Origin of the sequence: Miniphocaeibacter sp., from assembly GCF_049276255.1 — a bacterium.
GTDB lineage: Bacteria > Bacillota > Clostridia > Tissierellales > Peptoniphilaceae > Miniphocaeibacter.
In genome coordinates this window covers 1-24052 of the sequence record NZ_JBASWB010000007.1, presented here as the reverse complement: position 1 = coordinate 24052, position 24052 = coordinate 1, and the positions used below count along the sequence as shown (strand labels likewise).

Below are 24052 nucleotides of genomic sequence, written 5' to 3'. Positions count from 1 at the left end.
TTTAATTATGGCAAAAGTTGTTACCTTAGGAGAAATAATGTTAAGACTATCCACACCAGGATATAGAAGATTTGTACAATCCGATTCTTTCGATGTAAACTATGGTGGTGGTGAAGCTAATGTAGCTGTTTCATTAGCTAATTATGGACATGATGCTTATTTTGTAAGTAAATTACCAAATAACCCAATTGGTCAATCTGCAGTAAATAGCTTAAGAAAATATGGTGTCCATACAGACTATATAACTAGAGGTGGAGACAGAGTTGGTATATACTATTTAGAAACTGGTGCTTCAATGAGACCATCAAAAGTAGTATATGATAGAGCTCATTCATCAATTAGTGAAGCAACTATAGATGACTTTGATTTTGATGAAATATTTAAAGATGCGAAATGGTTCCATTTTTCAGGAATAACTCCTGCTTTAAGTAAAGAAGCAGCTGATTTAACCGAAGCAGCTTGTAAAGCAGCAAAAGCTAATGGAGTAACTGTTTCTGTAGATTTAAACTATAGAAAAAATTTATGGACTCCTGAAGAAGCTCAAAAAGTAATGACAAATCTAATGCAATATGTTGATGTTTGTATTGGTAATGAAGAAGACGCTCACTTAACTTTAGGTTTTAAACCTGGAGATACAGATGTAACTACAGGAGAATTAGAACTAGAAGGATATAAAAATATATTTAAACAAATGATTGACAAATTTGATTTTAAATATGTTATAAGTTCATTAAGAGAATCCTATTCTGCATCTGACAATGGTTGGTCTGCTTGTGCATATGATGGAAATGAATTCTATGTTTCTAGAAAATACGAAGTTAGAATTGTAGATAGAGTTGGTGGTGGAGATTCCTTTGCTTCAGGAACTATTCATGGTTTACTTGAAGGAAAGAATTTTAAAGACGCCTTAGAATTTGGTGTTGCTGCTTCAGCTTTAAAACATACAATTAATGGAGACTTTAACCTAGTGACTGTTGAAGAAGTTGAAAACCTAGTAGGTGGAGATGCTTCTGGAAGAGTTCAAAGATAAAAAGACAATTTCATTCTATTCTTAAATAATAAATAATAATAAGAAAACGCCTATTGGTTCAATAGGCGTTTTCTTATTATTATCTGGTTATTCCCAATTCTTTAGCTTTTTTTCAACTTCATCTGCAACAATATCTGCAACTCTATCATCAAATGCTGAAGGTATAATATACTTTTCATTTAACTCTTCATCTGAAACAAGTTTTGCTATACCTACAGCTGCTGCCATTTTCATTTCTTCTGTAATCTTCTTTGCCTTAGCCTTTAAAGCCCCTTTAAATAAACCTGGAAAAGCCAAAACATTGTTGATTTGGTTAGGAAAGTCCGATCTACCTGTACCAACAACCCTTGCTCCAGCTTCAATAGCATCTTCGTACCCTATTTCCGGCTCAGGATTTGCCATAGCAAATACAATAGAATCTTTTTTCATAGAAGAAACCATCTCTTTATTTAAAACCTTTGGACCACTTACTCCAATAAATAAATCAGCCTTTTTCATAGCTTCTTCAAGAGTTATGTCTTCCTCATTTAAGTTGGTAATTCCTGCTATTTCTTTTTTTACAAAATTATATTCCTGGGAATATTTTTTATTTAACACACCTGACCTATTAAAAGCATATATGTTTTTTACACCTAATTGCCTAATCATTTTTATAATTGAAAAACCAGCTGCTCCAGTACCTGAAACAAGAGCAGTAATATCTTCTGCTTTTTTATTTACTATTTTTAAGGCATTAATAAGTGCAGCAGTAACAACTATAGCAGTTCCGTGTTGGTCGTCATGAAAAACAGGAATATTCAATTCTTCAATTAAAGTTCTTTCAATTTCCACACATCTAGGAGAGGAAATATCTTCAAGGTTAATTCCACCATATGTTGGTGCAACAGCCTTTACTATATTGATTATCTCTTTAGGATCCTTTGTATCTAACACAAGAGGAACAGCATTAACTTCTCCGAATTTTTTAAATAAAACACATTTTCCTTCCATAACTGGAAGAGCTGCTTCCGGTCCTATATCACCTAAACCAAGTACAGCAGTACCATCGGAAATTACAGCAACGGTATTTCCCTTCCAAGTATATTTATAGGCATCGTCTTTGTTTTCTGCAATTTTTCTACAAGGCTCTGCTACTCCTGGAGTATAGGCAATAGCTAAATCATCCTTATCCTCTAACTTAGCCTTTAATTCTACTGAAAGTTTCCCCTTCCATTCTTCATGTTTTTTTAATGCTAATTCATAAATATTTGACATAACAACCTCCTACCCAAAAAATATAGGTACTAAAGAAAAATAAACTGCCAACTTTGTACCTTTATAATTTTTTATTCTTTTATTTTAAATATTTTATAATTTCAAAATTAATAGTTCTATTTTTAACAATTCATTTTAATATATGTACAAATAAATTTTAACATAATCCTAACTTAAGGTAAAACTATAAAGCTAGTATTTATAAAAACTTAATTAAAAACAAGATGACTATTAATTCTATAACAAATTTTTTAAAGTTAATAAATAAAGCTCAACTGTTAAAGTAAATACGCTAAATATAGTAGTATACATTATTATTCTTGACGCTAATTGAGATTCACCTGTGTAATTTACAGCTAAAACATAACTTGAAACTGCAGCCGGCGCTGACATGGAAATTACTATTGCAAATAAATCCATTCCTCTAAATCCTAGAAAAACAGCAATAAATATACCGAATATTGGAATTAATAAATTTCTTCCTAGACAGGTAAGATAAACATTTTTTAACATGGTTTTATCTTTTTTCAAAACTAGCCCTGCTCCAATAAACATTAAGCCTAAAGGTGTAGTTAAGGCCCCTAAGTCCGTTAATGGCTCCAGTATTATTGGCGAAATTGGAATTTTACAAATATTTATAATTAACCCGAAAATTGCACCTAATATTAACGGATTTTTTATAATATTTATAACTATTTTAGATAACTTAATTTTTCCTACACTGGCATAGATTTCAAATCCTAAAACAGCGAAAATATTGGTAATCGGTCCTAAAAATCCTATTAATAATACTAAGGGACTTATATCTATATTTTTACCATAATAATTAGTTGCTAAAGCTATTCCTAAAAGTAACATATTTGGTCTTACAATTCCTTGGAGCATAGTTGCTTTAACTCCTCTAGTCCTTCTGGTCCTATTAAGTAAGAACATCGCTGTTACAAAAACACAAATATAAAATAAGATTACATATAAAAGAACATAGAAATTTATATTTTTTAAAGATTTTGAATTTACTATACTGGTTAACATGTACAAGGGCATAAAAATATTAAAAACTAGACGATTTCCTTCGTCTACAAAATTTTTAGACATTATATTATACTTGCCTGCCAAAAATCCTAAACCTATTAGAAAAAAAGTTGGAAAAATAACTTTAACTATTTCAATAAATAAACCCATATTTTCTTAATCCTTTGTAATAAATTTAATACTTTTACTCTACTATAATCATATAGTATAAATAAGTATTCTTAAAGTTAAATATTATACAAAAAGAAGTAAATGTTTTTTATTTAAACATTTACTTCTTTTTACTTAAAATGCAGGAACTACTGCTCCCTCATATTTTTCTTCTATGAATTTTTTACAATTTTCTGAAGTCATTACCTTTACAAGTTTTTTAATATTTTCATTGTCCTTATTTTCAGATTTTACTGCAACTATATTTACATAAGGTGAGTCATTACCTTCCATTACAATACTATCTTTTAAAGGATTTAAATCCACTGTTAATGCATAATTAGAATTAATTACTGCTCCATCAACATCAACATAGGCACTTGGAATATTAACTGCTTGTAATGCTGTAAATTTTAAGTTTTTAGGATTTTCAGCAACATTTTCCTTTGTAGCACTTAAATTAGTGTTATCATCTAATTTTATAAGTCCATTGTTTTCCAATAATAATAAGGCTCTTCCACCATTAGTAGGGTCATCTGGAATTAATATTTCTGCACCTTCAGGTAATTCATCTAATGACTTATGCTTTGTAGAATAAAAGCCCATTGGTTCAACATGTATTTCCCCTGCTACTACAAAATCATAACCCTTTTCTTCATTTTGTTGATCTAAATATTGTTTATGCTGGAAGAAGTTAGCATCTATGTCACCACTATCTAAAGCTATATTCGGCATTACATAATCATCAAAATTAACTATTTCAACTTCTAAACCTTCAGCTTTAAAATCCTCTTCTAATGCTTCCAATATTTCTGCATGAGGTGTTGCTGTTGCACCTACCTTAATTTTCTCTAACTTTTCTTCACTAGTTGCTGCTCCAGTTGTTTTTGTAGTGTCCTTTTCCTTATCTTTAGAACTACATCCAACAACTGCTAACATTGAAATTACTAGTAAAATTGCTAATACTCTTTTCTTCATTTTTTACCCCCTATTTTTTATTTGTTTTTCTATTTAAATAATTTCCTATTATTTGAACGATTTGTACTATTATTACAAGTAATATTACAGGTATCCAAAGTAGAATAGTTATTGATCTTTGATGTCCATAGGTTAAGGCTACTGCTCCTAACCCTCCTCCTCCAATAAAACCAGCCATTGCTGAATATCCTATTATATTAATAATAGTCATTACAATACCGTTAATTATCATAGGCATAGTTTCCGGAATCATAACTTTCAAAATTATTTGAGAATTAGTTGACCCCATAGCCTTTGCCGCTTCTATTAAGCCTTTATCCATATCTAAAAAGTAACCTTCCATTAATCTTGCTACAAATGGAATTGATGCTATTGTTAGTGGAACTATAAAAGCTGTCGGCCCTATTACCTTTCCTACAATAATTCTAGATAGTCCTAATAAAATCATTATTAAGATAGCAAAGGGAATGGATCTAAAAACATTAATAACCGTACTTAAAAAATTGTAGATATAACTTGATGGTGATATTCCATCTTCCCTGGTAACTACTAATATAATCGCTAAAGGTAAACCCAGTATTACAGCTATTATAGAGGATACAAAAACCATATATAGAGTTTCTAAGGTTGCAGGAGCCACTACTTCCCAAACTTGTTCATAAGTCATTATAGCACCTCCGCTTTTATATTCTTTTCTTCAAGATAGTCTAAAATTTTACCTAGTTCTTGGTAATCCCCAATTACCTCTACTATCATATAGCCTATGGACTTATCTGTTACCTTGTTAATTTTTCCTTGTATTAGATTTATTGAAGAATCAAATTTTTTAACAATATCACTAAGAATAGGTTCTTTTGATGTGTTATCATCATAGGTTATTCTTATTAATTTCCCCTTAAATTCTTCAGGATTCCATAAAAAGTCATCATCTGACTCCTTAAGATTTTCTATAAAGGACAGGGTTCTTTTATGTTTAGGGTTTCTAAAAAGCTCCTCAACTGTATTTTCCTCTATTATTTTACCATTTTCCATAACGGCAATTCTGTCACAAATATCCTTAGCTACTTCCATTTGATGAGTAATCATAACAATTGTCATATTTAGTTCCCTAACTACCTTCTTAAGTAATTCCAATATTTGCTTTGTATTAGCAGGATCAAGGGCTGATGTTCCCTCGTCACTTAATAGTAGTTTTGGCTCTGTTGCAATTGCTCTAGCAATAGCCACTCTTTGTTTTTGCCCTCCTGAAATTTCTGCCGGATATGAATTTTTCTTATCCATTAAATCGACAAATTCCAAAAGTTCATTTACCCTATTTTCTATTTTATCCTTTGGCATTTTTAATAATTCCAAAGGATAGGCTATATTCTTATAAACTGTTTTTTGGTCAAAAAGATTAAAGGATTGGAAAATCATTCCAATATCTTTTCTTTCTTCTAGTAATTCTTTTTGATTTAGTGATGTAATTACCTTACCGTCTATTTTAATTGTACCTGACGTTGGTTCCTCTAATCTATTTAAACATCTGACTAAAGTTGATTTCCCGGCACCACTTAAACCAATAATGCCATATATTTCACCTTGTTTTACTGTAAAAGAAACATCGTTAACAGCTCTAAACACATTTGAGCCAACCTTAAATTCTTTTACAAGGTTTTTTACCTCTATCATAAAACCTCCACTATATATAAAAAACCTCTCTTTAGAGAGGAATTAATTAATTCTTTACAAAAAAATTTAAAACTTTTTTGCAATAAAGCATATTAAAAGTATATCTTTTAGCCTATTGTATGTCAATTAAATACAGTATTTTAGCTATATTAATTTCAAATAACTAGATATCGGCTAAGTAGGAAATAATATTTCCTATGTCATCATAATATACATAATTAGCTATATGATCATAGTCGGTTTTTTCTTTATTTATTAAAACTAAATTATTCCCCTTATAATATTGAATAAAGCTAGCTGCAGGATATACCTTTAGGGAAGTTCCTCCTACTAGAAGTATTTCTGCATCACTTATTAATTTTATAGCATTTATAATATTGTTTTCATTTAAACTTTCACCATATAATACAACATCCGGTCTTACAATGCCTTTTTTACATACATCACATTCAATACTGTAATTATTGTTTTTAACTTCTTCTAATGTATATTCCTGCCCACAATTTGTACAATAAAAATCCCTTAGGTTTCCATGAATTTCAACTACATTTTCACTACCTGCCATTTGATGTAGGGAATCTATATTTTGTGTAACAACGCCTTTTAATTTTCCCATTTTTTCTAACTTAGCCAAACCTATATGGGCTGCATTTGGTTTAGCATCTTCGTAGATTAGATTTTCCTTAACATATTTCATAAAATCTTTAGGGTAATTGGCAAAAAACTCATGACTAAGCATATATTCCGGACTAAAATTAGAGTCATTTTTTTGATTATACAAGCCTGTTGCAGAACGAAAATCCGGTATGCCAGACGCTGTTGAAACTCCTGCTCCTCCAAAAAATACTATATTATTACTTCTAATAACTGCTTTTTTTAACCTTTCTATATTATTCATATTATCCCTCCTAGTTAGGATTACTCAATATAGTCAATATTACTTAGCTTATCATCTTTATAATAACATATTATCTCCTTGTATTTTCCCTTATATATTTTCATAATCTCATCCATAGAGTCGGATTTGTTATCTATTTTTAAAAATGTTTCTAAATCCATCCATGATAAATTCCCCTCTCTGTTACTGGAAATTAAGTCACCATAATATGAATTTGTATAATATAACAAACCAACTAATCTTTTATTGCAGTCTAACATATACCATTGGAATATTCCCTTTAATTTAATATTTTCAATATTCAAATTAGTTTCTTCTTTAATTTCCCTAATACAGGAACTTTCTAAACTCTCTCTTCTTTCAACATGGCCTCCGGGAAAAGTTAAGCCTTCCCAACCTTCATTTTTAACCTTATCTAAAACTAAAACTTTATTATCTTTTAAATCATGTATCATACACATATTCATTAAAACTACTTCCATATTTTCCCTCAACTTATTCTTATTTCTAGTACTATTCTTTAATAAAAATAAAAGTGGAGTATTTATTTTCCACTTCCACTTTTGTTTGTAGCTTTCTTTTTCTTATTATTCTTTTTCTTGTTTTTCATATATTCGTCGTATTCTTCCTGAGTATAATATTTAGTGTATCTTTCATCTATTACTAAACTAGTATTAAACATTATAGCTCCAATAATTGCATTTATTCCATATATGTCCGGAATATATAATATAGCAAAAAAAGAAAAAATAGGTAGTGTTTTTGATAAAAATTCCAAGACTTTATTTTTCTTAAATCTTTGAACGTAGAAATTCTTTGTTAAAATCCTAAATCTATAAATCATAGATGCTAGAAAAACTAACACAGCAACTACTAAATAAATTAAACTTAATTCCTTTTTTGCAAACTTGTATAGAATATAGAAAAGTAAAATTGTTGTTAACATCTGTAAAAATACTGCAAATTTTCTTTTTTTATGTAAATCCATAATCTCTCCTTATTAATATTTAATATTATCATAGTACAATTTACATATATAATTCAAGTAAAAAAATTGTTTAATTTATTTATAAAATAGTTTATTATTTTATATGTTGATAAATATCATATATAAAATTTATCAATAATGTTAAAATAAAAAATTGGTGGCTTGTCCACCAATAATAAAAGGGAGGTTTTTTATGATTTTATTTGTTACGGGAATGCTCCTATTAATAGTAGGAGGATATTTCTACGGAAAGTTCTGCGAAAGGGTTTTTGGCCCAGATGATAGGGAAACACCAGCTGTTAAAAGTTACGATGGTGTTGACTATGTACCTATGAAAGATTGGAAGAATAAACTAATCGAATTACTTAATATTGCTGGAACCGGTCCAATATTAGGTCCAATTCAAGGTATTTTATTTGGTCCAATTGCTTTTATAACTATTCCTATTGGATGTGTTTTAGCAGGAGCTTTACACGATTATTTTATTGGTATGATCTCTATGAGAAACAACGGTGCACAGGTACCTAAATTAGTTTCAAAATACATGGGAAATACTATGAACAAAATATATAACATTGTTATTTGGCTATTAATGTTACTTACAGGTGTTGTATTTATTTATACACCAGGAGACTTAATAGTTAACGATATTCTTCATATGGATATTAACTCAAATGTTATTTGGATTGTTTATGCTCTAATTTTATTTTATTACATTATTTCTACAATTTTCCCAATTGATAAAATAATCGGTAGAATTTATCCTTTATTTGGTGCAGTTTTAATAGTATCTGCTATTGGAGTTTTCATAGGTATTATTAGAGATGGTGGTGCAAATTTACACAATCTTACAAATACCGGTTTGCTTTTTGCAAAACATCCAACAGGGCAAAAATTCATACCTGTATTCTTTATAACAGTTGCCTGTGGTATAATGTCCGGTTTTCATGGTTCCCAAGCAACATTAATATCAAGAACTGTAAAACATGAAAAAGAAGGCCGTGGAGTATTCTACAATATGATGATAGGAGAAGGTCTAATTGCCATGGTATGGGCAGCTGGAGCAATGATTTTGTTTAATTCCGGTACTGATGTGTCAACTGGTGCTACAGAAATGGTAGGAATTATTTCAAGAGAATTTATGGGAACAGTTGGAGGACTTTTTGCTATAGCAGGAGTTATAGTATTACCTATTACTTCTGGAGATACTGCCTTTAGGTCATTAAGATTAATGATAGCTGAGCAATTTAATATTGACCAAAAATCTGCTGTTAAAAGAGTTGTTCTTTCTTTAATTATATTTATACCAGCAATTGCAATTCTTTTCTTTGCAAAATCAAATGCAGACGGATTTAACCTATTATGGAGATATTTTGGTTTTACAAATCAATTTGTAGCTGTATTTGCCCTAGCATTAATTACAGTATACTTAAAAGCCCATGGAAAAAATTATTGGATTTCTATGATTCCAGGATTTTACTATACCTTTATAGTTGCTTCCTATATATTCCATGAACCTATAGGTTTTGGTTTGGAAAGTCGTCTAGGTTTTGATCCTCAAAGTTATACTATATCCTATATTTTAGGAGCAATTTTTGTAGTTCTTTTCTATATATTAATATTAAAAATAACTTCAAAAAGAAAAGACGAAATAATAAAACTAGATAGAATATAAAAACAAGCTAAAGGATAAACCTTTAGCTTGTTTTTTTTTAGGAACTAATTTATTATAATCCGTAAAAGTATAAGCTCTCTAAACCATAGTATTTTTTATTTCTTTTATAAAATCATAAACTTTTTCCGGAGCTTCATCTCCACTTTCTTCTATTATGTTAACAATAGCTGAACCTATAATTATTCCATCTGAAATTTCTGCCATATTCTTAGCTTGATTTTTATTTCCTATACCAAATCCTATTGCTACAGGAGTGTTAGTATATTCTTTTACTAAATTTACCAATCCTTCAAGTCCATCTGAAAAATTCTTTCTAACTCCAGTTACACCCATTGAAGAAACTAAGTATACAAATCCTTTAGCATCCTTTGCTAGCATTTCAACTCTATTTTTAGAAGCCGGAGAAATTAAAGTAATTATTATAATTCCATATTTATCTGCAAAAACTTTCATTTCATCTCTTTCTTCATAGGGTAGATCAGGTACAATTATTCCATCAGCACCAACTTCTTTACACTTTTTGAAAAAATCATCATATCCATATTTAAATACAGGATTACAATAGGTTAAAAAGACAATAGGAGTGCTTGTTTTTTTTCTTACAGTTTCTACTAAGTCAAAGGCCTTTTCTATTTTCATACCGTTTTTTAAAGCCTTTATATTTGCATTATGAATTACTTCCCCTTCAGCATTTGGATCTGAAAAAGGAATTCCTATTTCTATTAAATCAGTTCCGGCTTCAACCATTTTATATATAACCTTCTCGGATATTTCCAATGTTGGATGACCTGCTGTAATATATCCTATGAAAGATTTCGTATTTTTTAAAGCTTCTTCTATTCTATTCATTTATATTCTCCCCTCTGTATCTTGCAATAGCAGCTACGTCTTTATCGCCTCTACCTGATAGACAAACTATAATACTGTCTTCCGGCGTATATTCTTTTGCCACTTCTAAAGCTTTAGATAATGCAAAAGAAGACTCTACTGCACAAATAATTCCTTCTGTTTTAGCTAGATATTCAAAAGCCTGAACTGACTCTTCATCAGTTACAGGAACATATTCAGCTCTTTTGCTATCATGTAAATAGGAGTGCTCCGGACCTATTCCGGGATAATCCAGACCTGCAGATATTGAATAAACCGGTGCTATTTGTCCTTGGTCGTCTTGAACAAAATACGACTTCATACCATGAAATATTCCAACCTCTCCTGTAGTTATTGTTGCTGCATGTTTTCCTGTTTTTATACCTAGTCCTGCAGCTTCACAGCCTATTAAGCGGACATCTTTTTCTTCAATAAAGTCTGCAAACATTCCTATTGCATTACTTCCTCCTCCTACACAAGCTAAAACAGCTTTAGGAAGTTTTCCTTCTATTTCTAATATTTGTTTCTTTGCTTCTTTGCTAATTACAGATTGGAAATATTTCACCATAGCCGGATAAGGATGGGGACCAACTGCTGAGCCAAGTACATAAAAAGTATCATCAAATCTACCAGCTAATTCCCTAATTGTTGCATTTACAGCATCTTTTAAAGTTTTTGTACCTTCTGTAACAGCATTTACCTTTGCACCTAATAGTTCCATCCTATAGACATTTAGGGCTTGACGGTCTGTATCTTCCTTTCCCATGAAAATCTCACATTCCATTCCAAAAAGGGCTGCAATTGTTGCTGTAGCTACTCCATGTTGACCTGCTCCTGTTTCAGCAATTAATCTGGTTTTACCTAATCGTTTTGCTATAAGAGCTTGTCCAATTACATTATTTATTTTATGAGCACCTGTATGATTTAAATCCTCCCTTTTTAAATATACTTTTGCCCCTCCTAAGTCCCTTGAAATATTTTCTGCATAATATAGTAAAGATGGTCTATTAACATAATTATTTAATAAATCATTGTATTCTTTTATAAAACTTTCATCCTCTATACATTCATAAAAAGTTTTTTCAATATTCTTCATTTCTTCCATTACAACTTCCGGCATATATTGGCCACCATGTTGACCATAACGTCCCTTATTCATTTCTTACTCTCCTTATAAATTCTTTAATTTTATATCTGTTTTTACTTCCTCTTAATTCCACTCCGGTACTTGCGTCCACTCCATAGGGTTTAACTGTATTTACTCCATTAACAACATTAAATGGTGTTAATCCTCCTGCTAGAAAAAATGGTTTATTAACTCTTGGTATTAATTCCCAATTAAATTTTTCCCCTGTGCCACCTTTTCCATTATCAAATAATAAATAATCTACATCATAATCCATATAAACATTTTCTGAGTTAAGATTTATTGCCTTTATTATTTTATTTTCACATTTTTTCTTAAGTTGATTTATATATATCTTATCTTCTTCTCCATGTAGCTGAATTATATCTATAAGCTTTTGCTTACATATATTTTCAATAGTTTCTATTTTCTCATTTACAAATACGCCAACAACCTTTATATCCTTGTTTAAAAATGATTTTAATTCCTTTGCTAAAAGTGGAGTAATTTGTCTTTTGCTTTTTGCAAATACAAATCCTATATAATCGGGTTTTAATTCATTTACTATTTCAACATCATTTAAACTTCTTATTCCACAAATCTTCACCTTTGTCATTTTATGCCTCTAATAGTATTAAAAACCTTGTTTTTATTTTTTGCCTTCATAAAAAACTCCCCTATTAATACGGCATCTATATTATTTTCCTCTAATTTCTGAATATCCTTCCTTGTTTCTATTCCACTTTCAGAAATATATATAAGGTCTTTAGGTACTAATTTCCTTAATCTAACACTATTGTTTATATCTACGGTGAAATCCTCTAAATTTCTATTATTAACCCCTATAATTCTAGCCTTTGCCTTTAAAGCCATTTGAATTTCCTTTTCATTATGAGTTTCAACTAATACATCTAGTTTTAATTTTCTTGCTAAATCCAAATACTCCATTAGCTGTTTTTCTTCTAAAATAGCACAAATTAGTAAAATTCCATCTGCTCCTATTAACTTTGATTCATATATTTGATATTTATCAACAATAAAGTCCTTTCTTAAAATTGGTAGATTAATACTTTCAGAGATTTCCTGTAAATATTCATTTTTACCTTTAAAAAAATATGGTTCTGTTAAAACAGATACAGCACTAGCTCCAATTTTTTCATACTCCTTAGCTATTTCTAAATAATTAAAATCTTCTGCAATAACTCCCTTTGATGGGGAAGCCCTTTTTACTTCCATAATAAAAGCCATTTCGTCTTTTTTTAAAGCCTCATAAAAATTTTTCTTTTTATTACAACCTTTTGATTCTTCTTTTAGACTTTCTAAAGGCTTTTCTTTTTTAAGCAAGTCCACTCTTTCTTTTGTTTTTTTAACTATATTGTCTAATATCATATTTCATCTCTTTCGTAAGATTTATAAAATCTTCAAGTTGTTTATAGGCCTTTCCCGAATCTATTATTCTTGATGCTAAATCTATAGAGTCTAGTAGTGATAACTCCGGTTTAGCTACATGAATTCCCGCTGCGGAATTTAAAATTACTGCATCTCTTTTTGGTCCCTTTTTTCCTTCTAAAATATCCATTGTTATTTTTGCATTTTCCTTTGGAGTTCCACCAATTAAATCTTCTTTTTTACACCTAATCAACCCTACAGATTCAGGTGTAATAACTTTTTCTTCAAATTTTCCATGATTTATCTTACATATAGTTGTCGGTGAACTTAAGGACAATTCGTCTAATCCATCTTGACCATATACAACTATTCCTTTTTCAACACCTAAATTTGATAATACCTTTGCCATTGGTTTTACTAAGCTCTCATCATAAACTCCTAGAACTTGCATTGATGCTCCTGCAGGATTTGCCAAAGGTCCAATAATATTAAAAATACTTCTAATAGCTAATTCTTTTCTAACCGGTGCTACAAACTTCATTGCTATATGATAATTTTGTGCAAATAGAAAACAAAATCCTATTTTATCTAAAATATTCTTACTATGCTCCGGTGAAATATTTAAATTAGCTCCTAGGGCTTCGACAACATCTGCTGCACCACATTTAGATGAAGAAGCTCTATTACCATGTTTAGCTACCGGAATACCTGCTGCCGAAATAACAATAGATGATGTTGTAGAAATATTAAAAGTATTAGCCCTATCTCCTCCTGTTCCTACTATTTCCAAAACAGGTTTATCATTTAAAAGTTTGACACAATGCTTTCTCATACCTGCTGCCGAGCCTGTAATTTCTTCTACAGTTTCCCCCTTTATTGCCAAACCTGTAATATACGAGGAAATTTGCACCTCCGATGCCTTTCCTGTCATAATTTCATCCATAACTTCCTTAGTCATTTTATAACTTAAATCTTTTCTGTTGGATATTATCTGTATCGCTTCTTCTATCATTATTTACCTCTCTTATTTAAATTTTTTCATACCTCTTTCTTTATTAAACTAATTTTTATATATTTATTTTCCTGAATTAATTTCTAATATAAGGGGAATTCAATTTCCTGAACCTATACTACTATTAGAAAAATTTCTATTCAGGAAATTGAATACTGGGTTATTTTTATATTCAAACTCCCTACTACAAATTTATCTTAATAAATAATCCTATAGAATTTTTACTTTAATCTTTCCAATATTTTTCAAAGCTTGAATAATAAACCATAAAAAAACCGCCCTCGACAATATATGTCAAGGGCGGTAAATACAAAAATTCACCACGGTGCCACCTTGTTTTAAGCGCAACGCTTTCTCTAGCAGGGTACCATCATACCCCTGGCAACTTACGTATGCCTTACGTCATAGAATACTAAGCCTAAGCTTTTCACTATGCCCTCAGTGGTCCATTTAATAATCTGCTTACTGCTGTTTCTCACCATCCCAGCTCTCTTTAAGGGCTAACAATTATTCTTATCTCCACTTCAACGGTTTAAAGTTATATGAAATTAAATATGATAATACTATATTATTTTTCCTTTGTCAAATATTTTTTTAAATCTTTTACTCTTTTGGAACCTTGTCATAAAATATAATCATCCATGGGGATTTATACTTGTGTAAATTCGCTATTTTAAAATCACCATTTTCTTCAGACACTGTAAATTCTGCTTCTACATCTTCTGTATGAATAACTTCTTTATTTTCTACAACAACTCCAGTGTAATTTACCCTATATTTTTTTCCTAAATTCCCTTCTTCTAAAAATTTAATATCAATATTTTCTAGATCCACCTTGTATTTATCTATATTTTCAATATAGGTAAATAATACCCCTTTTGAAACTATTTCTTCATAAAGGTCCTCTGTGAAAAACTTTTTATATTTTTCTACTTTATTTGAATTTTCTGCACTACTTTCTGTCTCTGTAGAAGAGTCCTTTATTCCCAATTCAGCAACTTCTGAATTTAAAATATTTTTCGAATCTTCTTCAAAACTGCTATAGTTAAGTTCGATAAAATTCTTAATTAACTTTTCTTCAGAATCTTTTGATGAACAACTTGCTAATACAAAAATTGCCATTAAAAATAATAATATTAATTTAAACTTTTTCATAATCTTATCCTTTCAAATTGTATTATATAGAAAAAAACCTGTATATCTATTTTAAAATAAATATATAGGTTTTTAAGAACTATTTTATTTTATTGCTGCTAATTTGTGTAAATTTAAAGTTAATCCACCATCTACTGTAAAGTCTGTACCGGTAATAAAGGATGCCTTATCACTAGCTAAAAATTCAACTATATTGGCTATATCCTCTGATTTTCCTGCTCTTCCTATTGGTGTTACAGATTTTAAGAAATCCATTTGCTCAGGATGTTCTTTTGCAGCTTCTTCAGCCATTGGAGTTAAAATAATTCCTGGAGATACTGAAACTATTCTTGCCCCTTTTTCTCCATATTTTTCTGCATTCTTTTTAACTAGTAATCTAACACCTTTTTTAGAAAAATTATAAGCATTTGAAGAATTACCTTCCATTAATTTTTCAAGCTTATCTAAATTATTATCCTTTGATGGCTCCTTTAACAACTCATCATATTCTGGATTATCTGGTATAACAGACCCCATCATAGAGCTAATTAAAATAAGTACCGTATCTTTATTTACATAATTATATAACTCATCTATTAATATTTCTGGTCCCATTAAATCTATTTCAAGAGTTTTTCTTACATCTGCTCCGTCCCCACTAACTCCTGCTGAATTTACTACTGAACCAATTTCTCCTAAAGAATTTGCATATTCCAACAATTCTTTTACTGAATCCCTTTTAGAAACGTCTGCTATAAAATATTTAGCATTTACATTTAAATTACCTAATACCTTTACTGCTTTTTGTAATTTAACTTCATTTCTACCTGTGATTACTACTATACCTTCTGGAAGTTTTTTTGCACATTCAAGTCCTATTCCACTTCCGCCACCTGTTACAATATGAACTTTCATTAAAATTCCTCCTTTAAAATAATCAAAAAAACAAAATCATTATTTATTTATACATATTATATTATACTACATCTAACCAAGTTTTAAAGTTAGGGGCAGGAAATTCCCTGTTTAATCTTTCTAGTTCATCTTCCTTTAAAATAATTTTTAAGGAGGCTATATTATCTTGTATATGTTCTTTTTTTATGGCTTTTGGTATAGTAACAATGTTTTTTCTATTTAATACAAAACTTAGTAATAGTTGATAAACACTTATATTATGATTTTTAGCTATTTCCATAACTGACTTATTATTTACTAATTCTTCCCTTAAAAATCCTCCCTGAGCTAGGGGACAATAGGCCATCATAACAGTATTGTTTTTCATTAACCAACTTTGTAAATCATATTCTGTTCCTCTTGAACCTAAATGGTATAGTACTTGGTTTATAACACAATTACTTCCCTTTTCAATTGAGAACAATTCTTCCATATCTTCAGTGTCAAAATTAGATACACCCCATTGTTTAATTATTCCCTGTTTTACCATTTCTTCAAAACAGTCTACAGTTTCCTTTAATGGAACTGTTCCCCTCCAGTGTAGAAGATATAAATCCAAATAATCAGTCCCCATTCTTTTTAAAGAATTTTCTACTGATGAAAATATTTTTCTTCTTGAAGCATTATGTGGATAAACTTTAGATACAAGAAATAAATCTTTTCTATTAAAGTCCTTTATTGCTTCACCAACAATTAGCTCCGCTCCCCCTTCACCATACATTTCCGCTGTATCAATTAAATTTAATCCTTTGTTAATTCCAAATTGTAAAGCCTCAACTTCAACTTTCCTTTTTCTTGAGTCTTCTCCAAGTCTCCAAGTTCCTTGTCCTAGTTTTGGTATGTAATTTCCATTTTTTAATAATAATTTATCCATTTTTCTCCTAAAATAAAATTTCACCTCTTCTATTTACTATATTTTTACAAATCTTACAAAATATTTATATTTATCCATAATCCTAACATAGTTTTTTGTCCAAAACAAATTAATGAGTAATTACCGGTATATCTTATGTTATAATCATTTATAGAAAGGGAGGTATAAATGAAAAAATTAAAATTACTTATACTATTTTCCCTTATGGCTTTTACTTTAATTGGCTGTAATGGAAATAACAATAATGAAACCGCTACTTCCAGTAGCACAAAACCTACTACAGTTAAAGAAACAAAACCCTATTCTTTAGTTGATGGTAGTGAAATTTCTGAAAATGATAAATACAATCCAGTTATTGGTGTCATGCTAGATAATCATCCAGAAGCAATGCCTCAATCAGGTTTTAATAAAGCAAGTATTGTATATGAATTTAAAGTAGAGGGGGACTTTACAAGATATTTAGCGATTTTTCAAAATAGTGATGCAGAATTAATAGGACCTGTAAGATCTGCTAGACCTTATTTTGTACAGACTATTGCAGAATTTAATGGTATTTTCGCCCACTTTGGTGGAAGTGATTTAGGAATAAAGACCATAGCTACATTAAATATAGATAATTTAAATGGTATGGAATTAGAAGGAACTACCTTTTACAGAAATAGAGAGGTAAATAAGGTTTCACCACATAATGCCTATACATCTATGGAATTACTAGAAGATGCCATTTCACAAAAAGCTTATAAAACCAATAGAGAATTTGAAGGTTTTAAATTTGATTTAGATGGAAAAGAAGTTTCAAAGCAAATGAATGGTGGAAAAACTGCTAGTGAAGTTCATGTTCCCTTTAACCCAAATTATATAGTGGATTTTAAATATGATGAGTCAAAAAAATCCTATGAGATTTTTAGAAATGATACTCAAATAGTAGATGAAGCTGATGAAGAAAATGTTTATACTAAAAATATTATTATTGAATTTGCTAGTAGTAAAGTAAATGGACCAGCTGGTACTTTAGAAATATCCCATATAGGTAAAGGAACAGGTAAATTAATTACAGAAGGAAAAGTAATAGATATTAACTGGTCAAAAGAAACAGCAACGGACAGAACAATTTTCACAAATACAGACGGGGAGGAAATATTTTTAAATCCTGGTCAAACTTGGGTAGAAGTAGTTGAACCAAGTACAAATATTGCAACAAATTAAAAATAAAAATATTATTAAAAAAAGCATCTAAAAGTTACTTTTGTTCTAACTTTCAGATGCTTTAACTTTATTGTTTTAATCTATTGTTCTGGCTTTTAATTCTTCAAAATAATCTAAGTCCCTTATTGTATCCTTACCATAACAAACATTCACCAATGCCAATAAGGTTTCTGGTAGGCTTATGTCATCCTTATAAGCTATAAATACACTACTCCACTCAGGATTGAATTTATTTTTATATTTTCTCAAACCCTTAAATCCGTATATTTTATTTCCATATTCGTATGCTAAATTTACTAATTTCTCCTTTGTACTTGAATAGGCCTTAGTTCCAACATTTGATAAAGGTGCAATACCTAGGTCAAAATATTCGTATCCATTTTCCTTTGCCCACTCTATAATAGTTATAAATAGCATATCCATTATTCCATCTGGAGAATTGTTTTTATGTCGCATTAAATCTATGGAAAGTGTATTTCTTCCTTTAACTGGCATCATATTTGCAAAGGCTTCAATTTCTCCCTCTGCATTTTCAATAATAAAAACCGGCGCCCTATTAATATAACTCTCTTCAAAAGCCCCTAGGGAGAAATGCATTTCATCTCTTTTTCCTAGCCATTCATCAGAAACTGCTTTTAATTCTTCCATAGTCTTATTATCATATGGAGGCTGTATAACTTTAAAAGTTAACCCCTTAGGTTCCATACTATTAATGGTTTTTCTTAAAATTTTATTTCTTTTTCCTGCTAGATTAAAATTCTGTACATCTACTGTTGCACTTTCACCAATTTTCAAAAACCTAAACCCTATACTCATATAGTCTTCTAAATACTTTCCAGTAATTTGATAAAAACATACTTTCATCTTATTTCCAAAGGCCCACTGAATAAGTTCATCAATAGCATCTTCAAAATCTTCAGGATCTCCTGCTGGGTCACCTAAAACAAGTATATTGTCCTTATATGGTCTATATAAAAACATAACAGTTTCTTTTTCATTTAGAAAATAATTTTTATCATCCATGTAAAATAAATGAGTGTAGGCAGTATAAGGATATTTTTCATAGAACTTTTCAAACTTCTCCATACCAACTTCAGTATTTTTATAAAACTCTACATGCTTTCTATTAATTCCCGCCATTACGGAAAGTACAAGTATTGCTACTAAGGGACTGAATAAAACATATATTGGATAGTTTTTTATAAAATCCAAAGAATATTTACCAGTTCCATGTAAAAAATCAACTTTATGGGTTATATTGAAAAATATAATATAAGCTGTAAATATTAGTAATACAAATGCCGAGTTCTTAATTAAATGATTAGCATTTAACTTTCCTGTTGAAGCCTGGAAATACCTACGATTTAATATTAAAGCCAAGGCAAGTACTATACAAATTACAGCCTCAATATAGCTTCTTCCTTTATACAGGTAAATTATTGCTGCTATTGTTAATAACATCACCGACAAATTATGGGCTACTTTTACCATGTTTTTTATACCACTTGATAAAACTACCAGCAGTATACCAATAACCAAGGTAAATCGTCTGTTAAACATTATCATATAATCCGGGAACAATTTTCCCATAACTCTAAATCTAACAAATAATCTAGGCATTGCCATGGATATAATAATTATTATACCTGCCATTAATACAGAAAAGGATAGTAATATGGCCATAAAATTAGCCTTTTCAAAAACTTGTTCGCCTGTTTCATCTTTAGGTGAAATCATTAATAATATTAATCCAACAAGCCAAGGAATAATTGTATAACAAATTCTACAAATTAATAAACTAAATACTATGTTTGGCTCTCCATAACCCATCATTTTAAATAAAACCATAGATGCAACTTCAAAAGAACCTAAACCACCTGGAATCATACTTATAATTCCTACAATTGTCGCTAATACATAGACAATACAACTTTCCATTAAGGAAATTTCAGGCTGGTAGAATTTTATTGTAAAAGCAAAAAACAAGGCTGCTAAAAACCATTCAAAGGTAGATTGTAAGGTTAATAAAACCCTTAGTTTTAATTGTCCCTTTGCAAATACAGAATCCTCATCTGTTACAAACTTTTTAATTGGTAGTTTATCACTAAAAATAAATAATAAAACTACTAAAAACATTAAGACCATTATTGGAATTAATGCCGGTTTACCTATTTTTATCAGTCCTATACTAGAAGGTAAGGCTAAAGAAAATAGTCCTATAATATCTGAAAACAAAACTATAAACATAATTCTATTTACTACTTTTCTGTCAACATCAAATCTATTATAGGAAAACTCTCTAATTGTTAGTCCTGCTACACCACCAAAACCAATAAAGTTATTAAAGGATTGAGATATCCAACCTATCCTAAAAACTTCAAGTTTTGGCATTTTCATTTTATAATAGGCAGCTAAAATAAAATCGTAAATTGCTGCAAAACTAAAACATAACAAACCTAAAGCAACAAACATAAATTTTTGCCATGTTGTCATGGTTTTTGCCATTTTTAATAATTCTCTACCATCTAATCCCTTTACTTCTTTAACAATAACATATGTAGTTAATAAAATAATTAAGGTTATTAAAATCCCCTTTATTATTTTCTTGTGTTTCCCGTAAAATTCCTTTAATTTATTCATATACATAACTCCTAAATATAACAATCATATTAAATATATTACCATATAGTAGATTGTTTTTACATTAGGTAAAACAATCTTAATAATGTTTTAATAATTTCTTAATATTTAATTCACTAAATAATGTTAAATATTGTTATATTTTATATTACTTCTATTTGACATGGTCCTAGTGCTTTTAGTGCATTATTATGGCTTTCTACAGTAACACCTGCACAACAGGAAGAATCTACAAGAATATTAGTTTCCGGTAAAAATGATTTTATTGTTAGAGCATTGGATATTACACATATATCTGTACACAACCCTACGATTGTAATTGAATCTATTTTTTCCTTTTTATTTTCCTCATATAATAATAGGGCTAAATCCTTTGAGCCAAAAGTTTCTTTGTCAATAGGCTCAGTTTCTCTTAATTTATTAATATCCTTTTGAATTTCCCAGCCAAAAGTTCCCTTTATACAGTGTTCAATTGGTAAATTCTTACCTTCTAAAGTATTAAGATAATCTTCATCATGGGTATCTCTAGTAAAAAATACTTTTCCTTTAAAATTTTTAATTTTTTCTATTACTTTTGGTACAATTGCCTTAGCTTCTTTCGTTCCTAATGATCCATCTATAAAATCATTTTGCATGTCTACTACTATTAATATATTATTCATCTTTTCCTCCTTGTATCTTAATACTAATTATTTCTATAACCATTAAATATTTTCCTTATTCTATATGCCTATAACAATTATATCAAATAGCTGTTTAAATAAAAAAGACTAGAAATTTCTAGTCTTAAAAAGAATATTTTAAAATATTTTTATATAATCCAAAAGAAGATACTAGTAGTAAAAATAAAACAACTATATTAATATACAGGGCAAAATTTTCAAAAATCATATTGAAAGCTATAATTAACATTGGTCCTACTATTCCAAGTAAAATTACAATAAATGTATTAACACTCTGCTTTACTAACTTTACTTCACTTTCCCAATTAAAGTTCAAAAACTTCAAATTGATTTTTAAGCCAAGTACGGCTATGAAAATCGTAAAACTTAATACTAGAAATATGGCTATTAGTTTTTGCTCTATTTTAAAGCCACTTTTTATTACCGATAATGTATATATAAGAACTGCTGGACTTATAATAGTTAGATTCAATAGAATTTTACTATTGTATAGGCTCCTATTAGCTATTGGACTACTTTTAATAAACCAAATTTTTTTTCCTTCAAAGGATAATGAAACAGCTGTTGTACATGACAAGGAAATTATCATACAGGCAATATAGGGATACATATTTCCAATATTATTTAACTGAGTATTTCCTATTAAAGACTCTATACTTTCAAAGCCAAATAACAATATTGCTACAGAAATTATTATTAACATAATTGGACCTATAATTGTATTTAAGGCGTATACTCTTGAATTAAAATAGGTTTTTAACTCTTTAAAATATAAGGCTTTTAAAATTGATTTTTGAGAAAATACCTTTGTATCTATATGTCCGCTATTAGTTTTTTTCCTTCCCTTGTTAATATTAACTTTTACAAATATAGAGTCAATATAAAGTATTGTAATTAAATAAATTATTATTGATAAGGATATTATTATAAACAAGTAAAGGATATTATTATTTCTAAAAATCTTAAAAATCCATTTTAAGGGAAAAATATAGTAGATAATTGAATTTAAAAATTCCCTCATAAACAAAGTAACACCGGATATTGAAAATTCTACATCCATATATTTTAATGGCAAATAAGTAGAAAAAACAAGAATAACTACTACTAATAACAAGGTCAAGCCATTGTATAAATAATTGTTGTTTCTAAATTCCGATAATAATTTACTAAATACAGAACTTAGTATTAATCCTAAACTTATGGAAACTACTGGAATAAATAGAGTCAATAATATCCAACTAACAATTGCCAATATAGAAACTTTTACAAATATCAAATACACAACTGCAAAGGGTATTGTTATTAAAAGATTAATTAATAAATTATAAAAATATATTATTATAAATCTACTTTGTACTAACCAAGAGATTTTAAGTGGAAAGGTCATAAAAATATCCCTATTTCTAAAGCTATAAATTTGGTCTCTAGCCTTTGAAAATGTAGCTATAAATGAAATAATAAATATTAACAAAAAAATTAATACCGGAATATAATCCCCTAAACCTAACTCTATTAGTAAAAATGCCTGTCCAAAAATATATGAAAATAAAAATATAGTTAAAATTACAAAGGTAAAAAACATTCCCTTATTATTTTTAATATATTGTTTAATATTTTTTATACTAAATTGAGATTTAAGAGTATATTTTACTAAAATACCAATATTACTTAACATAATAGTTCTCCAGATATATTTCCTCTAATGTCCTATTGCCAATTATGGACTTTGTTTCACCTTCAGCTATTATTTCCCCATTTTTTATAATTAAAATATTAGTACATAAATTTTCTGCCACTTCTAACACATGAGTTGAAAACAATACTGCTCCACCTTTGTTACATATTTCCTTCATAATATTTTTCAATTCAAAAGAAGCATTTGGGTCTAAACCTACAAATGGCTCATCGAGAATCAAGAGTTTAGGCTTATGTATAAAGGCAGAAATTAAGACAATCTTTTGTTTCATTCCCCTGGAATAAGTTGAAATATTGTCCTGTAAAGCATTTATCATTTCAAATTTTTCACTGTATTCCCTTATACTTTTTTCCCTATCTTCTCTTGAAATATTAAAAATATCAGCTACCATATTTAAATATTCCAGTCCTGTTAAATTTTCATAAATATCTGGATTATCTGGAACATAAGCAATTACTTTTTTACAGGCAATAGGATTTTCTATAAAGGACCTACCGTCAATAAAAATATCTCCACTATCAAAATCATGAATGCCAACAATACATTTTATTGTAGTTGTTTTCCCTGCCCCATTATGACCAATAAACCCAACAATTTCTCCTGCATTTATTTTCATATTTAAAGCTTTTATTATTTCTTTTCCCTTTTCATAGGATTTAGTCAAATTCTTTATTTCTAAAATATTTTTCATAATAACTCCCGTTTTTATTTTCTATTAAAATTATATTATAAATACATTTTAATAGATATGGACTATTTGTATACAATTTTGCTACTAATCTACTTTTGCGATAC

At 29.1% G+C, this 24052-nt stretch carries 23 protein-coding genes; 3 read left to right on the top strand and 20 right to left on the bottom strand.

Annotation, left to right across the window (positions count from 1 at the left end; translation table 11 throughout):
- Window positions 1-7: 7 nt before the first annotated feature.
- Window positions 8-1030: a PfkB family carbohydrate kinase gene (locus WAO56_RS00855; RefSeq protein WP_422144956.1), complete on the top strand. Its 1023-nt coding sequence runs from the start codon at window positions 8-10 to the stop codon at window positions 1028-1030.
- Window positions 1031-1117: 87 nt separating this feature from the next.
- Here the strand turns inward: WAO56_RS00855 and WAO56_RS00850 are convergent, their stop codons facing one another.
- From WAO56_RS00850 to WAO56_RS00815, 8 genes are all read right to left on the bottom strand, one after another.
- Window positions 1118-2284, bottom strand: a complete 1167-nt coding sequence (locus WAO56_RS00850) for an NAD(P)-dependent malic enzyme (protein ID WP_422146184.1) — start codon at window positions 2282-2284, stop codon at window positions 1118-1120.
- A 237-nt stretch (window positions 2285-2521) separates the two neighbouring features.
- On the bottom strand, window positions 2522-3466 hold the full coding sequence (locus WAO56_RS00845) for an AEC family transporter (RefSeq protein WP_422144958.1): 945 nt from the start codon (window positions 3464-3466) through the stop codon (window positions 2522-2524).
- Between the two features lie 135 nt (window positions 3467-3601).
- On the bottom strand, window positions 3602-4444 hold the full coding sequence (locus tag WAO56_RS00840; RefSeq protein ID WP_422144959.1) for a MetQ/NlpA family ABC transporter substrate-binding protein: 843 nt from the start codon (window positions 4442-4444) through the stop codon (window positions 3602-3604).
- A gap of 10 nt (window positions 4445-4454) precedes the next feature.
- The gene (locus WAO56_RS00835; protein WP_422144960.1) at window positions 4455-5111 is read right to left on the bottom strand and encodes a methionine ABC transporter permease; all 657 of its coding nucleotides are present in this window, start codon (window positions 5109-5111) and stop codon (window positions 4455-4457) included.
- Window positions 5111-6115, bottom strand: a complete 1005-nt coding sequence (locus tag WAO56_RS00830) for a methionine ABC transporter ATP-binding protein (protein ID WP_422144961.1) — start codon at window positions 6113-6115, stop codon at window positions 5111-5113. The genes WAO56_RS00835 and WAO56_RS00830 overlap by 1 nt, the downstream gene beginning before the upstream one ends.
- A gap of 163 nt (window positions 6116-6278) precedes the next feature.
- Window positions 6279-7013: an NAD-dependent protein deacylase gene (locus WAO56_RS00825; protein WP_422144962.1), complete on the bottom strand. Its 735-nt coding sequence runs from the start codon at window positions 7011-7013 to the stop codon at window positions 6279-6281.
- Window positions 7014-7033: 20 nt separating this feature from the next.
- Window positions 7034-7495 (bottom strand): 8-oxo-dGTP diphosphatase, encoded by a 462-nt coding sequence (locus WAO56_RS00820; RefSeq protein WP_422144963.1) that lies wholly within the window; start codon window positions 7493-7495, stop codon window positions 7034-7036.
- A gap of 62 nt (window positions 7496-7557) precedes the next feature.
- Window positions 7558-8001 carry a hypothetical protein gene (locus WAO56_RS00815; RefSeq protein WP_422144964.1) on the bottom strand — a complete coding sequence of 148 codons (444 nt, stop codon included), beginning with the start codon at window positions 7999-8001 and terminating at the stop codon, window positions 7558-7560.
- A gap of 193 nt (window positions 8002-8194) precedes the next feature.
- Here WAO56_RS00815 and WAO56_RS00810 point away from each other — a divergent pair, with 193 nt between their 5' ends.
- Window positions 8195-9676 (top strand): carbon starvation protein A, encoded by a 1482-nt coding sequence (locus tag WAO56_RS00810; protein WP_422144965.1) that lies wholly within the window; start codon window positions 8195-8197, stop codon window positions 9674-9676.
- 78 nt (window positions 9677-9754) lie between these two features.
- On the opposite strand, the gene trpA is transcribed toward WAO56_RS00810, so the two are convergent.
- The 8 genes from trpA to WAO56_RS00770 all read right to left on the bottom strand — a co-directional run bounded on the left by trpA (window position 9755) and on the right by WAO56_RS00770 (window position 17032).
- Entirely contained in the window at window positions 9755-10525 is a 771-nt protein-coding gene (gene trpA, locus WAO56_RS00805) for a tryptophan synthase subunit alpha (protein WP_422144966.1), read from the bottom strand.
- The gene (gene trpB, locus WAO56_RS00800) at window positions 10518-11702 is read right to left on the bottom strand and encodes a tryptophan synthase subunit beta (RefSeq protein ID WP_422144967.1); all 1185 of its coding nucleotides are present in this window, start codon (window positions 11700-11702) and stop codon (window positions 10518-10520) included. Before trpB ends, trpA begins: the two co-directional genes overlap by 8 nt.
- Window positions 11695-12285 (bottom strand): phosphoribosylanthranilate isomerase, encoded by a 591-nt coding sequence (locus tag WAO56_RS00795; protein ID WP_422144968.1) that lies wholly within the window; start codon window positions 12283-12285, stop codon window positions 11695-11697. The genes trpB and WAO56_RS00795 overlap by 8 nt, the downstream gene beginning before the upstream one ends.
- Complete coding sequence (gene trpC / locus WAO56_RS00790) at window positions 12282-13058, bottom strand: indole-3-glycerol phosphate synthase TrpC (RefSeq protein ID WP_422144969.1); 777 nt, start codon at window positions 13056-13058, stop codon at window positions 12282-12284. Before trpC ends, WAO56_RS00795 begins: the two co-directional genes overlap by 4 nt.
- The gene (trpD, locus tag WAO56_RS00785; RefSeq protein WP_422144970.1) at window positions 13036-14070 is read right to left on the bottom strand and encodes an anthranilate phosphoribosyltransferase; all 1035 of its coding nucleotides are present in this window, start codon (window positions 14068-14070) and stop codon (window positions 13036-13038) included. Before trpD ends, trpC begins: the two co-directional genes overlap by 23 nt.
- A gap of 603 nt (window positions 14071-14673) precedes the next feature.
- On the bottom strand, window positions 14674-15225 hold the full coding sequence (locus WAO56_RS00780; protein WP_422144971.1) for a hypothetical protein: 552 nt from the start codon (window positions 15223-15225) through the stop codon (window positions 14674-14676).
- Between the two features lie 84 nt (window positions 15226-15309).
- On the bottom strand, window positions 15310-16119 hold the full coding sequence (locus WAO56_RS00775; RefSeq protein WP_422144972.1) for an SDR family oxidoreductase: 810 nt from the start codon (window positions 16117-16119) through the stop codon (window positions 15310-15312).
- A 61-nt stretch (window positions 16120-16180) separates the two neighbouring features.
- Complete coding sequence (locus WAO56_RS00770; RefSeq protein WP_422144973.1) at window positions 16181-17032, bottom strand: aldo/keto reductase; 852 nt, start codon at window positions 17030-17032, stop codon at window positions 16181-16183.
- A 168-nt stretch (window positions 17033-17200) separates the two neighbouring features.
- Here WAO56_RS00770 and WAO56_RS00765 point away from each other — a divergent pair, with 168 nt between their 5' ends.
- Entirely contained in the window at window positions 17201-18238 is a 1038-nt protein-coding gene (locus WAO56_RS00765; protein WP_422144974.1) for a DUF3048 domain-containing protein, read from the top strand.
- Between the two features lie 75 nt (window positions 18239-18313).
- Here the strand turns inward: WAO56_RS00765 and mprF are convergent, their stop codons facing one another.
- From mprF to WAO56_RS00745, 4 genes are all read right to left on the bottom strand, one after another.
- Window positions 18314-20878, bottom strand: a complete 2565-nt coding sequence (mprF, locus tag WAO56_RS00760; RefSeq protein ID WP_422144975.1) for a bifunctional lysylphosphatidylglycerol flippase/synthetase MprF — start codon at window positions 20876-20878, stop codon at window positions 18314-18316.
- A 143-nt stretch (window positions 20879-21021) separates the two neighbouring features.
- A complete protein-coding gene (locus WAO56_RS00755; RefSeq protein WP_422144976.1) occupies window positions 21022-21540 on the bottom strand; it encodes a cysteine hydrolase family protein in 519 nt (172 codons plus the stop codon).
- Between the two features lie 124 nt (window positions 21541-21664).
- The gene (locus tag WAO56_RS00750) at window positions 21665-23236 is read right to left on the bottom strand and encodes a hypothetical protein (protein ID WP_422144977.1); all 1572 of its coding nucleotides are present in this window, start codon (window positions 23234-23236) and stop codon (window positions 21665-21667) included.
- The gene (locus tag WAO56_RS00745; protein WP_422146185.1) at window positions 23226-23939 is read right to left on the bottom strand and encodes an ABC transporter ATP-binding protein; all 714 of its coding nucleotides are present in this window, start codon (window positions 23937-23939) and stop codon (window positions 23226-23228) included. Before WAO56_RS00745 ends, WAO56_RS00750 begins: the two co-directional genes overlap by 11 nt.
- Between the last annotated feature and the right edge of the window lie 113 nt (window positions 23940-24052).

Bases quoted from the DNA above. Each gene is read 5' to 3' on its own strand.
- WAO56_RS00855 (WP_422144956.1), top strand. From the start codon at position 8: ATGGCAAAAGTTGTTACCTTAGGAGAAATAATGTTAAGACTATCCACA.
- WAO56_RS00850 (WP_422146184.1), bottom strand. From the start codon at position 2,284: ATGTCAAATATTTATGAATTAGCATTAAAAAAACATGAAGAATGGAAG.
- WAO56_RS00845 (WP_422144958.1), bottom strand. From the start codon at position 3,466: ATGGGTTTATTTATTGAAATAGTTAAAGTTATTTTTCCAACTTTTTTT.
- WAO56_RS00840 (WP_422144959.1), bottom strand. From the start codon at position 4,444: ATGAAGAAAAGAGTATTAGCAATTTTACTAGTAATTTCAATGTTAGCA.
- WAO56_RS00835 (WP_422144960.1), bottom strand. From the start codon at position 5,111: ATGACTTATGAACAAGTTTGGGAAGTAGTGGCTCCTGCAACCTTAGAA.
- WAO56_RS00830 (WP_422144961.1), bottom strand. From the start codon at position 6,115: ATGATAGAGGTAAAAAACCTTGTAAAAGAATTTAAGGTTGGCTCAAAT.
- WAO56_RS00825 (WP_422144962.1), bottom strand. From the start codon at position 7,013: ATGAATAATATAGAAAGGTTAAAAAAAGCAGTTATTAGAAGTAATAAT.
- WAO56_RS00820 (WP_422144963.1), bottom strand. From the start codon at position 7,495: ATGGAAGTAGTTTTAATGAATATGTGTATGATACATGATTTAAAAGAT.
- WAO56_RS00815 (WP_422144964.1), bottom strand. From the start codon at position 8,001: ATGGATTTACATAAAAAAAGAAAATTTGCAGTATTTTTACAGATGTTA.
- WAO56_RS00810 (WP_422144965.1), top strand. From the start codon at position 8,195: ATGATTTTATTTGTTACGGGAATGCTCCTATTAATAGTAGGAGGATAT.
- trpA (WP_422144966.1), bottom strand. From the start codon at position 10,525: ATGAATAGAATAGAAGAAGCTTTAAAAAATACGAAATCTTTCATAGGA.
- trpB (WP_422144967.1), bottom strand. From the start codon at position 11,702: ATGAATAAGGGACGTTATGGTCAACATGGTGGCCAATATATGCCGGAA.
- WAO56_RS00795 (WP_422144968.1), bottom strand. From the start codon at position 12,285: ATGACAAAGGTGAAGATTTGTGGAATAAGAAGTTTAAATGATGTTGAA.
- trpC (WP_422144969.1), bottom strand. From the start codon at position 13,058: ATGATATTAGACAATATAGTTAAAAAAACAAAAGAAAGAGTGGACTTG.
- trpD (WP_422144970.1), bottom strand. From the start codon at position 14,070: ATGATAGAAGAAGCGATACAGATAATATCCAACAGAAAAGATTTAAGT.
- WAO56_RS00780 (WP_422144971.1), bottom strand. From the start codon at position 15,225: ATGAAAAAGTTTAAATTAATATTATTATTTTTAATGGCAATTTTTGTA.
- WAO56_RS00775 (WP_422144972.1), bottom strand. From the start codon at position 16,119: ATGAAAGTTCATATTGTAACAGGTGGCGGAAGTGGAATAGGACTTGAA.
- WAO56_RS00770 (WP_422144973.1), bottom strand. From the start codon at position 17,032: ATGGATAAATTATTATTAAAAAATGGAAATTACATACCAAAACTAGGA.
- WAO56_RS00765 (WP_422144974.1), top strand. From the start codon at position 17,201: ATGAAAAAATTAAAATTACTTATACTATTTTCCCTTATGGCTTTTACT.
- mprF (WP_422144975.1), bottom strand. From the start codon at position 20,878: ATGAATAAATTAAAGGAATTTTACGGGAAACACAAGAAAATAATAAAG.
- WAO56_RS00755 (WP_422144976.1), bottom strand. From the start codon at position 21,540: ATGAATAATATATTAATAGTAGTAGACATGCAAAATGATTTTATAGAT.
- WAO56_RS00750 (WP_422144977.1), bottom strand. From the start codon at position 23,236: ATGTTAAGTAATATTGGTATTTTAGTAAAATATACTCTTAAATCTCAA.